This is a genomic window from Enterocloster citroniae, assembly GCF_040545455.1.
In the GTDB taxonomy this organism is placed as follows: Bacteria; Bacillota; Clostridia; order Lachnospirales; family Lachnospiraceae; genus Enterocloster; species Enterocloster citroniae.
The window spans coordinates 298,993-312,904 of record NZ_JBEPLZ010000005.1 but is presented as its reverse complement, the minus strand read 5'-3'; the positions used below and the strand labels follow the sequence as shown (position 1 = coordinate 312,904).

Annotated in this window: 13 protein-coding genes; 7 read left to right on the top strand and 6 right to left on the bottom strand. The window is 46.9% G+C overall.

All coding sequences use genetic code 11. The features are described 5' to 3' along the window. Window positions 1–78 precede the first annotated feature (78 nt). Together ABID13_RS09285 and alsK are read left to right on the top strand one after the other, a co-directional pair. Complete coding sequence (locus ABID13_RS09285; protein WP_007862109.1) at window positions 79–822, top strand: DeoR/GlpR family DNA-binding transcription regulator; 744 nt, start codon at window positions 79–81, stop codon at window positions 820–822. Between the two features lie 8 nt (window positions 823–830). Next, window positions 831–1,820 carry an allose kinase gene (alsK, locus tag ABID13_RS09280; RefSeq protein ID WP_048929140.1) on the top strand — a complete coding sequence of 330 codons (990 nt, stop codon included), beginning with the start codon at window positions 831–833 and terminating at the stop codon, window positions 1,818–1,820. A gap of 135 nt (window positions 1,821–1,955) precedes the next feature. Here the strand turns inward: alsK and ABID13_RS09275 are convergent, their stop codons facing one another. The 6 genes from ABID13_RS09275 to ABID13_RS09250 form a co-directional block, all read right to left on the bottom strand. Next, a complete protein-coding gene (locus tag ABID13_RS09275; protein WP_007862106.1) occupies window positions 1,956–2,501 on the bottom strand; it encodes an NADH peroxidase in 546 nt (181 codons plus the stop codon). A gap of 105 nt (window positions 2,502–2,606) precedes the next feature. Beyond that, entirely contained in the window at window positions 2,607–3,629 is a 1,023-nt protein-coding gene (locus ABID13_RS09270; RefSeq protein ID WP_048929139.1) for a hypothetical protein, read from the bottom strand. Continuing rightward, window positions 3,616–5,190 carry an MBOAT family O-acyltransferase gene (locus tag ABID13_RS09265; protein WP_048929138.1) on the bottom strand — a complete coding sequence of 525 codons (1,575 nt, stop codon included), beginning with the start codon at window positions 5,188–5,190 and terminating at the stop codon, window positions 3,616–3,618. The genes ABID13_RS09270 and ABID13_RS09265 overlap by 14 nt, the downstream gene beginning before the upstream one ends. A 15-nt stretch (window positions 5,191–5,205) precedes the next feature. Then, window positions 5,206–5,433 carry an acyl carrier protein gene (locus ABID13_RS09260; protein ID WP_007862086.1) on the bottom strand — a complete coding sequence of 76 codons (228 nt, stop codon included), beginning with the start codon at window positions 5,431–5,433 and terminating at the stop codon, window positions 5,206–5,208. Window positions 5,434–5,447: 14 nt separating this feature from the next. Then, on the bottom strand, window positions 5,448–6,668 hold the full coding sequence (locus ABID13_RS09255; protein WP_048929137.1) for an alanine racemase: 1,221 nt from the start codon (window positions 6,666–6,668) through the stop codon (window positions 5,448–5,450). Window positions 6,669–6,779: 111 nt separating this feature from the next. Continuing rightward, window positions 6,780–8,297, bottom strand: coding sequence for an amino acid adenylation domain-containing protein (locus ABID13_RS09250; RefSeq protein ID WP_048929136.1), 1,518 nt, complete (start codon window positions 8,295–8,297; stop codon window positions 6,780–6,782). A gap of 399 nt (window positions 8,298–8,696) precedes the next feature. On the opposite strand from ABID13_RS09250, the gene ABID13_RS09245 reads away from it, so the two are divergent. The 5 genes from ABID13_RS09245 to ABID13_RS09225 are packed head-to-tail and all read left to right on the top strand — an operon-like array spanning window position 8,697 to window position 13,857. Next, window positions 8,697–9,392 carry a MurR/RpiR family transcriptional regulator gene (locus ABID13_RS09245; RefSeq protein WP_048929135.1) on the top strand — a complete coding sequence of 232 codons (696 nt, stop codon included), beginning with the start codon at window positions 8,697–8,699 and terminating at the stop codon, window positions 9,390–9,392. A gap of 27 nt (window positions 9,393–9,419) precedes the next feature. After that, window positions 9,420–10,757: an FAD-dependent oxidoreductase gene (locus ABID13_RS09240; protein ID WP_048929134.1), complete on the top strand. Its 1,338-nt coding sequence runs from the start codon at window positions 9,420–9,422 to the stop codon at window positions 10,755–10,757. Window positions 10,758–10,772: 15 nt separating this feature from the next. Next, the gene (locus ABID13_RS09235) at window positions 10,773–12,146 is read left to right on the top strand and encodes an FAD-dependent oxidoreductase (RefSeq protein ID WP_048929133.1); all 1,374 of its coding nucleotides are present in this window, start codon (window positions 10,773–10,775) and stop codon (window positions 12,144–12,146) included. Continuing rightward, on the top strand, window positions 12,121–13,008 hold the full coding sequence (locus tag ABID13_RS09230; protein WP_048929132.1) for a carbohydrate ABC transporter permease: 888 nt from the start codon (window positions 12,121–12,123) through the stop codon (window positions 13,006–13,008). Before ABID13_RS09235 ends, ABID13_RS09230 begins: the two co-directional genes overlap by 26 nt. A gap of 15 nt (window positions 13,009–13,023) precedes the next feature. Beyond that, the gene (locus ABID13_RS09225) at window positions 13,024–13,857 is read left to right on the top strand and encodes a carbohydrate ABC transporter permease (protein WP_048929131.1); all 834 of its coding nucleotides are present in this window, start codon (window positions 13,024–13,026) and stop codon (window positions 13,855–13,857) included. The last annotated feature ends 55 nt before the right edge of the window (window positions 13,858–13,912 follow it).

The window sequence follows — 13,912 nt, the reverse complement described above, 5'->3', positions numbered from 1 at the left end:
ACTGTAAAATTGACAATCTTTGCATTTCATGTATACTTTAAGGTAAATAGTGATGTGAAAGATACAGGGAGGGGTCTGATGATTCCATACGAAAGACGGCAGATATTGCTTACAGAACTGGAAAAGCAGGATATGGTAACCCTTGGGGATTTTGCCAAAGCATTAAACGGGGTTTCGGAATCCACGATCAGAAGGGATTTGAAGATATTGGAGGGGGAAGGGCAGATCGTCCTTTTGCGGGGAGGAGCTGCCAAGATCAAAACAGGCTCCTATGATACTCCCATCAATTCCAGGGGCTTATATAAGATCAAGGAGAAAGAGGCCATTGCAAAGACGGCGGCACAGCTGGTAGGCGATGGAGAGGTCATTTATATCGATGCGGGAACCACCTGCTTAAAGATGATCCCTTATCTCAAGAATAAGAAGATAACAGTGGTGACAACCAATGCAATGGTGGTTCCCAGCATTTTGGAAACTGAGATCAATGTAATAATGATTGGCGGGGATGTACTGAAGTCCACGGCGTCTATTGTGGGCAGCATGGCGGATAACAGTTTAAAGAACATGTTTTTTGACAAAGCCTTTATTGGCGCTACCGGGTATGACCTTCAGTCCGGTGTCAATACCCCTGACAGCAGGGAGGCCAATAAAAAGCGGATCGTAAAAGAAAATTCAGCGCAGATCTACGTGCTGGCAGACAGTTCAAAGTCGGGAAAACGCACCATGTGCAAAGCCATGGAGCTGTCGGAGTGCACGATCATAACTGAAAAGGAGACGCCGCTTTTAAAGGAATATGCCAACTACATTCTCGCCAGGGATTAGGAGACGGAATGGAAGACGGGATAAGAGACAGGATAAAAGACGGGATAAAAGACGAGGCCGTATCGGGATTGGATCTTGGGGCGGGCGCCAGGAGGATACTTGGCATGGACATCGGCGGCACCAACCTGCGCATGGGGCTGGTGGATGAAACGCTCATTGTGTCAGCCCTTGAAGTGATTCCGGCCAGACAGGTATATGAGGCGGACGACACGCCCCAGGCCCTTGGCGCTGTGATCCTGGATTATATCAGGAGAAATTCAAATGGCCGTGTCCCTGTGATGGTGGCGGCAGGATTTCCCTCTGTTGTGGACAGGCACAGACGCAGACTGTATTCATCCACCAATTTTCCGGGACTGGATGGTGTGGATATTGTGGAGGCGCTGGAAGATAGGCTGGGCATACCGGTCATCATAGACCATGATGCATATTATCTGCTGGCCAATGACATATGGCAGCTTAAGCTGCCTTCAGAGGGAGCAGTGGCAGGCTTTTATTTTGGCACGGGAATGGGAAATGCGATCTACATAAACGGACGTCCTTTTATTGGCAAGAACGGCACGGCTGCCGAGGTGGGCCATATACAGATGGGACTTGAGCAACGCCCGTGCAGCTGCGGCAATAAGGGATGTGTGGAGATGTACTGCTGCGGAAAAGCCCTGGAGCAATTGCAGAAAGCCCATTTTCCCCATACCGGGATCGGGGATCTGTTCACCCAATGGGGGCACACGCAGGTGCTGGACGAATTTGTACAAGCCATGTCCATTCCGGTGGTGGCGGAGATCAATATACTTGACCCCGAGGCAGTGGTGATCGGAGGCGGGATTGTACAGATGAAGTCATTTCCAAGGGAAAAGCTGGTACGCTGTATACTGGAGCATACGAGAAAGCCGTATCCGGCTGAGAACCTTCAGATCTATTTCTCCCAACCATCGCCGGCCAACGGTATTGTGGGGGCAGCGATTGCAGGTTTTAAGAAAATAGGAATGGAGATGGGATAGGGTTCCCCGGCATTTCCAAAAAAAGTGGGCAGGATCCCCGAGTATGGGGGCCTGCCCGCCTTGCGGTGCGCCGCAGTCCGTATTCCGCTATTCTGGTACGGGCTGGGATGTTTATTCTGATGAAATTTTTATATATTAGCCAAAGTACCTCTGTAGCAGACCTTCAAACGCCTTGCCGTGGCGTGCCTCATCCTTAGCCATCTCATGAACCGTGTCATGGATCGCATCCAGGTTCAGGGCCTTTGCTCTCTTGGCCAGGTCGAACTTGCCGGCAGTAGCGCCGTTCTCAGCAGCCACTCTCATCTCCAGGTTCTTCTTGGTGGAGGAGGTAACAACCTCGCCTAACAGCTCCGCGAACTTGGCGGCGTGCTCTGCTTCCTCAAAAGCTGCCTGAGCCCAGTACATACCAATCTCAGGATATCCTTCCCTGTGGGCCACTCTGGACATGGCCAGGTACATGCCAACCTCGGAGCACTCGCCCTCGAAATTAGCTCTTAAATCCATCATGATATCTTCAGGGGAACCCTGTGCAACACCAACCTCGTGCTCGCATGCCCATGCCATCTTGTCAGCTTCCTGCTCTTTGAACTTGGATGCAGGAACACCGCACTGTGGACACTTCTCAGGTGGATTCTCTCCCTCATAAACATAACCGCATACTGTACATACCCATTTTTTCATAATCAATATTCTCCTTTTTCCCATATATTTATAGTTCGTAATTGATAATAGTAATTGTTACTAATATCAATATATACCATTTTATCCGGTTTGTCAACCAATATTTTAAGGAGTATAGGAGAAATATTTTTCCGGGTCCATTTCCTTGTTTTTTATATCTGCAAGGAACCTTCCAAGTATGGTGCTGTATTCCCGGGCTTTAATTCCGTCCATGTGTCCGTCATAATCCCAGTATCCCTCCATGGTACGGTCCATAAGCTGGGGATTCATGTAGTTAAAGTTGTAGTACTTCAGGCCGTAGCGTTCCATTAGGCCGGTAAAATATTCATGGGAGGCCTGATAGGATTCCTCAAACTGGGAAAGGGTGTCAAGGGGGACAGGGGTGGTGATGACGATCAGCTCTATGTCCCTGTCCTTGCAAAATGCCGCGATGCGGTCAAAATACCGGAGTGCCTTTTCCTTGACCCGGCTTTCATCCCAGGGAATATTGTTAAAGGTTCCCTTGTCTTCGCCCTCCACCCGGTTGCGGTAGATGAATCCCCGTCCTCCGTAATGGCCGGCAGGGACATCCAGTATGGTGGGATCGTAGCTTCGGTAGGCGGGACTTAGCTTCTTTTGTATATTGGACGGTATCTGGGCGTAAAGATTCCGGTAATAGCTCCAGGGCGCCAGGGTGGAGCGGAAATCCAGCCCTGCTATTTTGTCCATGAAATAGAGGAACTTTGCGGCGGATGGAGGGAAGTCCTGGTAAAAGAATATCTCGGTGGAACCGCTGCGCTGCTCATTCATCCAGTAGGATGGGTCCAGCTCATACACCACCTGAGACGGGTTCTGGGTCTCAGCGGCCAGACGCAGCAGGTAGTACATATCATCCGGATAGGCGTCTGCCATGCACAGGCTGACGGAACTGATCCCGTCCCGGTCCATGGTTCCGGGATCGATTCCATACTGTCCGTGGGAAGTCCCGATGAATACCGTGTCATAGTCCTGTCCATTCCTCAGGTTGTGAAGATTGATCCTCACGGAACCGGGAGGAATAAGGGCATAATTGAGCGCCAGGGTAATCCCCAGGCAAAGGGCCGGGAACAGGACAGCCCTGGCGGCTTTTAGCCAATTAGAACTGGGCATAGATAAAACCTCCTCCCGTTAGATTGATCTGCCCCAGAAGGGGAATGGCAAAGAGCAGGAGAAGATACACGCTCCACCTGGCGGCCAGGGGCTGTCTGGCCAGGGTCTTTCTTATTTCCATATGGTTTTCCTGGAAAAAACTGACAGCAAACAAGACCCCGCAGGATAGAGCAAGGGCCACGTAATCCTTTTTGTCCAACCCCAGATCTAACAGGCTTCCATCTGTGAGCGCGGAAAGGGAAAATCCACTCACCGTGTTCTTCATCATGGTCAGGGCAGCCCCAAGACTTGGTGCCATGTCAAAATACCAGCTGATATTCACCAGTATAAAGGTCCGCAGGATCTGGACCACCATCCAGGCCCTGGATTCCGCCGGGACGCGGAGGGATTTGGCTGCCTTCTGGTAACAGGGGGCAAACAGGTTGCTGGCAGCAATGATCACGCCGTTATAGAGGCCGTAAACAATATATTTCCATGCAGGTCCATGCCATACGCCCACAAGGAAAAACACCAGCAGGTTGGCTATACACACCGGAAGGACACGGCCTATATGTTTTCCACAGTGGTTCTTACAGTATTTTCCAAACTTATTCATGCCCTTGGAAAGAGAAAAGGGATAGAATACATAGTCTTTCATCCATGTGCCCAGGGTAATGTGCCAGCGGTGCCAGAAATCCGAGATGGACCGCGCAAAATAGGGACGTTTAAAGTTGGCGTCCAGGGAAATGCCAAAGCACTCTGCAGCGCCCATCACCACATCCATGCCTCCGGAGAAATCACCGTACAGCTGAATGGAATAAAACAGGACCGCTGTAATGACCACGATCCCCCCGTAGGATTCGTAATTGCCGAACACCTGGTTTACAATGACCGCGGCCCGGTCCGCAATGACTATTTTCTTAAAATATCCCCAAAGCATCAGCTGCAGCCCGCTTTCGATCCGTGAAAGACAGAAGGTCCTCTGGCCAAAGAGCTGATCTGACAGCCGGTCATAGCGTCCGATGGGACCCTGAAGGATCTGCGGGAAAAATGATACGAACAGGGCAAAGCGGAAGGGGTTGTGGTCAGGAGGATATTTCCCTCTGTAAACATCAATGAGATACCCCATGGACTGGAAGGTATAAAAGGAAATACCCAGGGGAAGCAGAAGATTTCCCGGGGTATAGGGGGCGCCGAACATCCGGCTTATGTTTTCCACCGCAAAGTTGCGGTATTTTAAAACAGCCAGTATGCCGAAATTAATAAGGAGCACAGCGGCTGTGATCCATTTCTTGTACTTGCGGTAACGCTCTTTTAATATCTTTTTCTGCCGGGGTATGGGGTTCTCTATGGATCTTAGGATCAGAGCCAGTCTGAGATCCGCCCTTTCCAGGCACAGGCCCCCGAGAAAGGTGGTGAGGGTGGTGGTAAGGATAAACACCGCCGCCCATGTGCCTGAAGCCAGGTAGAACAGGTAACTGAACAAAAGAAGCCATACCCACTGAAGCCGTCCCGGAATCAGATAATATCCCAGGGCGGCTGCAGCCAGGAAAAGAAGGAAGTTCATTGAGAGAAAAGACATCCCGTCCTCCCTCTGTTAGTCATCGCCCAGACGCTGTACCATTTTCCACAAAGCGTCTGCGGAGTTGAAGTTGCCAGGTACAATATCCACAGGTGAGATCTCAACGCCAAATGCATCGTTTAATTCGCTGACAATGGAGAGGATATCAAAGGAATCCAGATACCCACCGTCAATCAGGTCCGTGCAGGTCTTAAAATCCACATTGGGTTTGATATCCTCTAAAATTTCTAATAATTCATCCATGTTTTATTCTCCTTTTATAATTGATCGATATGGATACTGCCGTCATTGAGCGGATCCGTGGGCAGATCCCTGCGCACCAGGCAAAGCCCGTCCGCTTCTGTATAGGTCAGGATCCTGGGCAGCCTTCTGCTCAGGAACAGGTAGATCCCTTCCGTCACAGAATAGGCGCCGATGCGGTCAAAGACCAAAAGATCCCCCATTGCCGGATCGGGCAGGGGAAGATTCTTGACCAGCATATCTCCGGAAGTGCACAGGGATCCGCAGACCGTCCATCGTTCTTCCTCCCGTCTTCCTGAGGCCTGCCGGGGCATAAAGCGGTGGAGCGGGATCTTCATGGCCATGGCCTGTCCGTAATAGTTCACATGGTGGATGCCTCCGTCCACAATGCAGTAATTTTGTCCCTGACTGCGCTTAAGGTCAACCACCTGGGTGATATAGCTGCCGCAGGGGGCTGCCAGGAACCGGCCGGCTTCCAGGGTTATGGTTCCCGTAAATTCCATTTGGTCAAGGAAATCCCGAAATTCCCTGAGCATAAGATCCTCATCCTGGATTTCCTGGCCCTCAAAGTATGGAATAGAGAGACCCGGTCCATATTCCAGTTCACGAAGTTCATACACCAGTTCCTCCCGGATCCCGGCCAGGACCCCATCCAGGTACTCCAATTCTTTTTTTAGCTTGGACATCTGTTTCTTCTGGGTTCCTGAGTAGTACTGAAGTCCTATAAAATCCAGGTGGGGATAAGAGCCGCGGTCCCGGATAATGGCCCGGACCGTCTCCTCATCCATCCCAAACTGGTTTCCGCTGGTCAGGCGCAGCAGGACAGGGACAGCGGATTTTTGCGCGGTTCTCTGGCCGGATTCCTGTGCAGCACATGCTTCCAGGATCTGAAGCTGGTACAGGGACTCGGCGGTAAAGGCCGCAGCCCCTCCCTCCCCCATCACTTCCAGGATCTGCTGCGGTTCTTTGTTAACGCCGGATAGTACGATCTTCTTCCCGGGGACGCCCGCCCGCCGGCAGATGGCGTATTCCCCGGGAGAGCACACCTCAAGACCATCGGCTGCCTGGGCGGATGTGGCTGCCAGGAAGGGGTTGGCTTTCATTGCATAGCAGATCTTTATCTCATGGCCCAATATTTCTTTCATATGCCGTATACGTTGATGGAATTCATCCAGGTCAAAGACATAGGACGGCGTGCCGTACATATCAGCGGCTGTTTGCAGTATCTGATCGTCCATAAAACCTCCTTTTTCAGAGCGTGCTCTCGGAATCCCTCCGGCATCCATCTTTGCGGCTGATTTTTCGCCAGTCACGCACAAATCTGAGTACCCGGAGATTCTGGAAGTACACTAGACGCAGAGTTCCCTCAGGGCCTTCCGGTCAATTTTCCCATTCTTTGTAAGCGGGAGTTGATCCAGATTTTTGTAAATATTTGGGAACATATAGCGGGGCAGCAGCGGTTCCAGCCCGGCGGCAATCTGCCTTTTATGGGCATTCCCTTCATAGAATGCAGCAATCTTGTTTTTTTCCTCCAGGAAAATGCATACGGCCCTGGTAACACCCTCCACGGCCATAAGGGCTGTCTCGATCTCACCCAGTTCGATCCTGTGCCCCATGTGTTTGATTTGGAAATCTTTTCTTGCCTGGAAATACAAAAGGCCATCCGGGCCGTAACAGGCCATGTCGCCCGTGCGGTAGATGATCTCAGGGTATGACTGGTTTAGGGGATTCTGTACAAAGGATGCACCGGTCCGCTGCGGGTCCCTGTAATATCCAAGGGCCAGGGCGGTGCCTGCCACGCAGACCTCCCCCTGTCTGTGGGGAGTGGTCACAAGATGGTCCTCCTCATCCAGCAGAAATACCTTTTCATTGGGAAATGCAGTTCCCATGGGAATCGTACTTCCCGGTTCAAAATCCCGGTCTATCACATAGTATGTGCAGTTGCAGGTGATTTCAGTGGGACCGTACAGATTGACAAACATGGCATGGGGAAGATACTTCCTCCACGTGTTCAGGTGTTTGACCGGCATGACCTCCCCGCTGAACAGTATTTTATCCAGGTGTGTGGGCACACGGTAAGTAAAACCGTTCAGGGTAGTGATGATGCACAGGGCGGAAACGGCCCAGATGGCTGTGGTGACCTGCTTTTGGCAGAGGTAATCCAAAAGCCCGGTGGGGATGGAGAACAGCCGCTTTGGTATGATTTCCATGGTCGCACCGGTTTTAAGGGTGGAGTAAATATCCTTTACGGAAACATCAAAATCAAAGGGGGCCTGGTTGCCGATCACATCTTGGGACGTGATATGGAACATGTCTGTAAAATGTCCTATAAAATCGATCACTGAGCGGTGACCCACCACCACTCCCTTGGGCGTGCCTGTGGAACCTGAGGTAAAAATCCCGTACAGAGGGTCCGTATCCAGGGACTGGCTACGGATGGATGCCAGAAGGCCGGAGTCCGTGCTGCCAGGCGGCAGGGCTTTCAGTGTTTCAAGGTCTATTATTTCTCCGGAAAATGTGATATCTCCAGCTATGTTAAGGCTTTCACTGTCCGCGATCATCCACTGGGCCTGAAGGCTGTCCAGAATCCGGTTCAGACGTTTGGCCGGCTGACTGGGATCCAGATATACATAGAAGCATCCGGCTGTCACAGCACCCATAAAGGCGCCCAGGGCAAATACGTTCTTTTCAGTCATCACAGGGATAGGACGGCGCGGACCGGACCGCTGGCCGAGATAGGTGCCGATCCGGCGGGACAGCTCCAACAGCTCCCTGTATGTCAGGCTTGTATGCTCATCGGAAAAAGCCGGTTTATCCGGATATGTCCCGGCTGATCCCTCCAGAAAACAAAGTATGTTCTGTATCAAAAAATGACCTCCCATCTTGATTCAAACACACTCTAGCACAGATGCAGGCCTTGTTCAAGGAAATATTTCTGAAGATTCTATGACAATTGGCGGCAGATGGCTTTATTAGCCAAAATATACCTCCTAAAATTCCTAATTGTAAAAGTAAGTATAAAGATCCCCATCTTGGATGTGTAAATGGTTATAGAAAGGTCTAAATCTTAATGTTGCGAAATATAAAAGTGAATTTTCTCACGAATCCATGAAAAAGCACATAGATTCTTGCCAAATATTGAAAATAGTACTTTAAAAATATATAATTAAGCCGTAAAAAATAAAAAGATAGAAAATATACCCCCCTCCAACATTCACAATTAGTGATACTTAACGATAGCTTCTATAGGAAAAGGAAAAAGAATCATGCAGAAGATTATGATCGAACGACTTTCTGTTTTGGAAAAGGATGTTTTGAATTCAATTAAAAATGATGTACAGGAAGACGACAAGGATATGACGATCAATGCAGTTGCCAGAAGAAATTTTGTATCCCAGGCATTACTGGTTAAGTTAGCAAAAAAGATGGGCTTTAGCGGATATCGAGATTTATTATTCTTTTTACGCCATTCCCAGGCAGAGGAAGGCAACCCCCAAATTACTGTAACTGAGGAGGCATTAAAAGGGGTAATAAAAAATTTCAGCGTTTTTTTGCAACAAAGTTTCTGTGAGTATTTTCAGGAGAGTAGAAAGACAGTTATCTCTGTGTTTGGTCCTGAGGAAGTGATGGCGGCTGTGGATTTTATGGTTCGTCATATCATAGTAAAGGGAGATGGATATGCTGCTTACAGAGGAAATCCTCTTCCAGTTCCTTCTGGAAAAACAGGTCTGGCATTGGTGATTTCCGATACTGGGGAGTCGGAAGCAGCCCTTAATATGGTGGAACAGGCGGTTCAATATGGAATAAGAACCATTGCATTTACCAGCAATGAAAGAAGCCCTATGGCAGCTGCCTCGGATCTTGCAGTAATTATTTCGGCAAAAGTACAGGCATTTCCGGACGTGAATTTATTTGTTCCTATGACAATAGCTGCATTTATTCTGCTGTTTAAAAATGTATAAGGAAAGAAAATACAAGGAGGTTCTATTATGTTGGAGTACGATGTTGTGATTGTAGGAGGGGGTACAGCAGGTGCTGTGGCAGCCCTGGCCGCGGCTGAAGGAGGACGGTTGAGAGTACTTCTTATTGAGGCTGGTTCTTATGTTGGAGGATTGTCTGCTATCGGAATGACTTGGGGAGGTTTTTTTGACAATAATTACAGACAGGTAATCGGAGGCATTCCCAATGAGCTAGTGAAGAAATGCAAAGAAATAGCTGGCCGTGGCTATTTTCAGTATCATGGAGATGGGGATAAATGGATAACAGGTCTGGCATCTGTAGACCCTGAAACAGCCAGATATGTGATGGAAAAAGAGCTTTATGATGCAGGCTGTGATGTTATGTTATTTTCTATACTAGATAATGTGAAAATGGAGAATGGAAGAATACGCCATATTGAGGTTGTATCAAGACTAGGGAAGCAACAAGTAAGCGCTGATTATTTTATAGATGCCACAGGAGAATTAATTCTGGCCGATATGGCCGGTGTAAAATGGAAGCATGGAAGTGATGAAAGTATTACGCAGAGTACTTCCAATATGTTTCGGGTATTGGGTGTTGATATGGATAAATATGAAGCCTTTCTTGACCGGTATATCAATACAGATAATCAGGATCCTTGGAAAAAAGAAACCGGTGCTATTCGAAGGGGAATTGAGTATTGGTGTCCATGGAAACCTGATGGGTTCGAAAATATGCCAAAATCCCTGGGAATTTATTACCATGGAAAGAATGATGATGTAATTCTAAACTGTACCAGTACTTATATTAATCCGTTGGATATTATGGAGATAAGCAAAGCCAGCTATCAGTTAAGGGAAGAGGCATTCCATGTGGTAGATTATCTGAAGCACAATGTGGCTGGATTTGAAAATGCTTATATCACAGCAGTTTATGATCTTGCTGCCAGAGAAACACGCCGAATGTGTGGAGACTATATTTTAACCATGGAGGATATTGTAAGCCATAAGCATTTTGAAGATGCCATCGGTATGGGAGCGTATCCTCCAGATGTACATTCACCGACTGGAACCGTACATATTCCAAGCACAAGAGAATTTGATTCCGGGAGTGATGGAGCATACGATATCCCTTTGCGTTGCCTTACATCCTCTGTTGCAAACCTTATTGTAGCGGGAAAATGTATATCTGCTACTTTTGAAGCTCAGTCTGCAACTAGAGGCATTGGACCATGTATGGTAGAAGGCCAGGGGGCTGGTACGGCGGCAGCTCTTGCAGCAGAAAGCGGTATAGAAGATATTCATAGTTTGGATATAAAAAAATTGCGGCAGATTCTTAAAGAGCAGAGCGTTATCTTTGATGATTAGCCGGGAGGTAACATTATGTTAATATATGACATAATAGTAGTAGGCGGAGGGACTGCAGGTGTTGTAGCTGCTCTGGCTGCAGCAAGAAATGGCTGCAAAAAAGTCCTTATTGTGGAGGCCAGTGCCCATATGGGTGGATTGTCATCTATTGGAATGACCTGGGGAGGGTTCTTTGACAATAATTTTCAACAGGTGATTGGAGGTATACCCGATGAACTGGTAAAAAAATGTCAGGAAATTGCAGGGAGAGGTTATTTCCAATATCATGGAGATGGAGACAAATGGATCACAGGGCTTGCTTCTGTGGATCCTGAAACTGCCAGGTATGTAACTGAAAAAGAACTTTATCATGCGGGTTGTGATATTATGTTGTTCTCCATCCTCAGCGATGTCAGGTTGGTAAATGGAAAAATTAAAGAAATTGAGGTAGTATCCAGGCTTGGAAGGCAGAAGCTTGCGGCTAAATATTTTATTGATACAACAGGAGAACTGATGCTGGCCAATATGGCGGGAGTCAGATGGGAGCATGGAACCCATGGTATTACGCAATGTACCTCTAATATGTTCCGGGTATTTGGGGTGGAAATGGATCGGTATGAGCAATTCCTTAACCGGTACATTAATATAGATAATCATGATCCATGGCGAAAAGAAACAGGAGGAATACGCAGAGGAATCGAATACTGGTGTCCCTGGAAGCTGGATGGATTTGATTATATGCCCAGGTCCCTTGGAATTTATTACCACGGTAAAAATGATGATGTAATTCTTAACTGTACCAGTGCCAGCATTAATCCTTTGGATATCATGGAGGTCAGCCGTGCCAGTTTCCTTCTGAGAGAAGAAGCATTCCGGGTTGTGGAATATTTAAAGAAACACGTGGATGGATTTCAGAATGCGTATATTGCGGAAATCTATGACCTGGCGGCAAGGGAAGCCCGGCGTATGATAGGTGATTACGTATTGACTATGGACGATATCATTGAACATCGATTGTTTGATGATGCAGTAGGTATGGGGGCATATCCGCCTAACTTCCACGATCCTGATGGGTGTGTACATATTCCTTCTACTAGGGAATTTAAAGTTGACAGCGATGGGGCTTACGATATTCCGTTGCGGAGCCTTACTTGTTCTCTGTCGAATCTGATTGTAGCGGGAAAATGCATATCTGCAACATTCGAGGCGCAGTCTGCAGCTAGAGGAATAGGACCCTGTATGGTTGGAGGACAGGGAGCAGGAAGTGCAGCGGCGCTGGCAGTTGCAAAGGGGCTGGAGGATATTCACGATATTGATACAGGCGAGTTGCACCGGTTATTAGAAGACCAGGGTGTAATATTCAAACGTCAGGGAGGCGATGGATATGGAAAAGAAAAAACTGTGGGCTGACATAAAAAGATCAAAGGAAGGATATTTGTGGATTGCACCTGCATTTATTATTGTCAGTCTGGCAACCGTATTCCCACTGGTGTTTGCTTTTGATTACAGCTTGTATGAAAGCAATATATTCCAAAAAGTAAAATTTGTAGGATTTGGACAATATGTAAAACTGATGCGAGATACAAGATTCTGGATCAATATTTTTAACTCTCTGTTTTTTACGATAGGAGGCATTATTTTGGCCCTTGTGGCAGGATTTATTCTGGCGTTGCTTATTCGGAAACCAGGAAAGCTTAATTCAATCTACCGTACTATCATTTTGATTCCCTGGGTGACAAATGAGGTGGTCCTTGCATTAATGTGGACATGGGTGTTGAATCCGCAGATGAGTATTATATATTACTGGAGTGATATGCTGGGAATAGTTCTGCCAAATTTCTTTGAAGGAAGGATTACGCCTTTAATAACGGTAACGGTTCTAAATGCGTGGCGTTCGCTAGGTTTTTCCCTGGTGATGATCCTAGCCGCTTTGTCGGCAATTCCAGTGGAACTGGAGGATGCGGCTCTCGTGGATGGATGTTCTAAATTACAACGTATCTGGTATGTCATCCTACCACTTATCCGATCAGTTGTGCTGGTAATGATTATTGTATTGACTATGAGTTTTTTTAATATCGTATCCTTTGTTCTTTCCATGACTGGCGGCGGACCTATCTATACCACGGAAATATTAAGTATTAGGCTGTACAAAGAGACATTCACATTTTTTAACATACCGCTGTCATCGGCTCTTACTACTGTAATGTTGGTAATTAATTTGGTATTTGTTTTCTTTTATAAAAAAATGATTTCGGAAGAAGACTACTATTAGGAGAGAGGTAAAACTATGAGTCGGAAATTTATGGGAAAAATAATTGTCCAGATTGTTTTATTAATGTTTGTTATCCTGACTCTGGTACCTTTTTTATGGACGATTAGTACGTCCCTTAAGGAGACAGGAGAGATATTATCGTATCCGCCCAGTCTTTTACCCAAGCGGGTTACTTTACATAATTATATAAAGGTACTTACGCAGGATAACTTTCTCAGATTTATGCTTAACAGTACAATTGTTACTGTATTATCTATTGCGGTAACTTTGTTAGTTTCTATGTTTGCTGGGTATGGGGCTGCTAGATTTCATTTTCCAGGAAAAGGATTTATTATGTTTATGATTTTAACAGGAATGGCGGTAGGAAGATTTGCGAATGCAATGCCTATGTACTTTATGGCCAATCGCTTGGGGCTTTTGGATACATATATTATATTGGTATTTGTATATTCAGCATTTATAATTCCTCTGGTTACATGGTTGATGCAGTCTTATTACCGTACTATACCTAAAAGCCTTGAGGAAGCTGCAAAGTTGGATGGATGCAATTCCTGGGGAGCATTCTGGCGTGTAATCGTGCCAATAATGAAGCCGTCATTGATCGCAGGAGGGATTATTGCAGCTACAAATGCCTGGAATGAATTTATTTTAGCTTTAAACCTGACAAAATCACAGGATATGAGGACCCTTCCTGTAGCTCTACATTTGTTCCAGACTGATTATGGCGTTGAATGGGGGGCTTTATCTGCAGCAAGTATTATTTCTATATTACCTATTCTTATTGTATTTCTAATGCTGCAGAAATATTTTGTTCAAGGGATGACGGCAGGAACTCTTAGTTCCAGCTGATATGGCATAAAATTAAAGGTTTGAGATGTTTATCAAACACTTATAATATATTAAT

Bases quoted from the DNA above. Each gene is read 5' to 3' on its own strand.
- ABID13_RS09285 (WP_007862109.1), top strand. From the start codon at position 79: ATGATTCCATACGAAAGACGGCAGATATTGCTTACAGAACTGGAAAAG.
- alsK (WP_048929140.1), top strand. From the start codon at position 831: ATGGAAGACGGGATAAGAGACAGGATAAAAGACGGGATAAAAGACGAG.
- ABID13_RS09275 (WP_007862106.1), bottom strand. From the start codon at position 2,501: ATGAAAAAATGGGTATGTACAGTATGCGGTTATGTTTATGAGGGAGAG.
- ABID13_RS09270 (WP_048929139.1), bottom strand. From the start codon at position 3,629: ATGCCCAGTTCTAATTGGCTAAAAGCCGCCAGGGCTGTCCTGTTCCCG.
- ABID13_RS09265 (WP_048929138.1), bottom strand. From the start codon at position 5,190: ATGTCTTTTCTCTCAATGAACTTCCTTCTTTTCCTGGCTGCAGCCGCC.
- ABID13_RS09260 (WP_007862086.1), bottom strand. From the start codon at position 5,433: ATGGATGAATTATTAGAAATTTTAGAGGATATCAAACCCAATGTGGAT.
- ABID13_RS09255 (WP_048929137.1), bottom strand. From the start codon at position 6,668: ATGGACGATCAGATACTGCAAACAGCCGCTGATATGTACGGCACGCCG.
- ABID13_RS09245 (WP_048929135.1), top strand. From the start codon at position 8,697: ATGCAGAAGATTATGATCGAACGACTTTCTGTTTTGGAAAAGGATGTT.
- ABID13_RS09240 (WP_048929134.1), top strand. From the start codon at position 9,420: ATGTTGGAGTACGATGTTGTGATTGTAGGAGGGGGTACAGCAGGTGCT.
- ABID13_RS09235 (WP_048929133.1), top strand. From the start codon at position 10,773: ATGTTAATATATGACATAATAGTAGTAGGCGGAGGGACTGCAGGTGTT.
- ABID13_RS09230 (WP_048929132.1), top strand. From the start codon at position 12,121: ATGGAAAAGAAAAAACTGTGGGCTGACATAAAAAGATCAAAGGAAGGA.
- ABID13_RS09225 (WP_048929131.1), top strand. From the start codon at position 13,024: ATGAGTCGGAAATTTATGGGAAAAATAATTGTCCAGATTGTTTTATTA.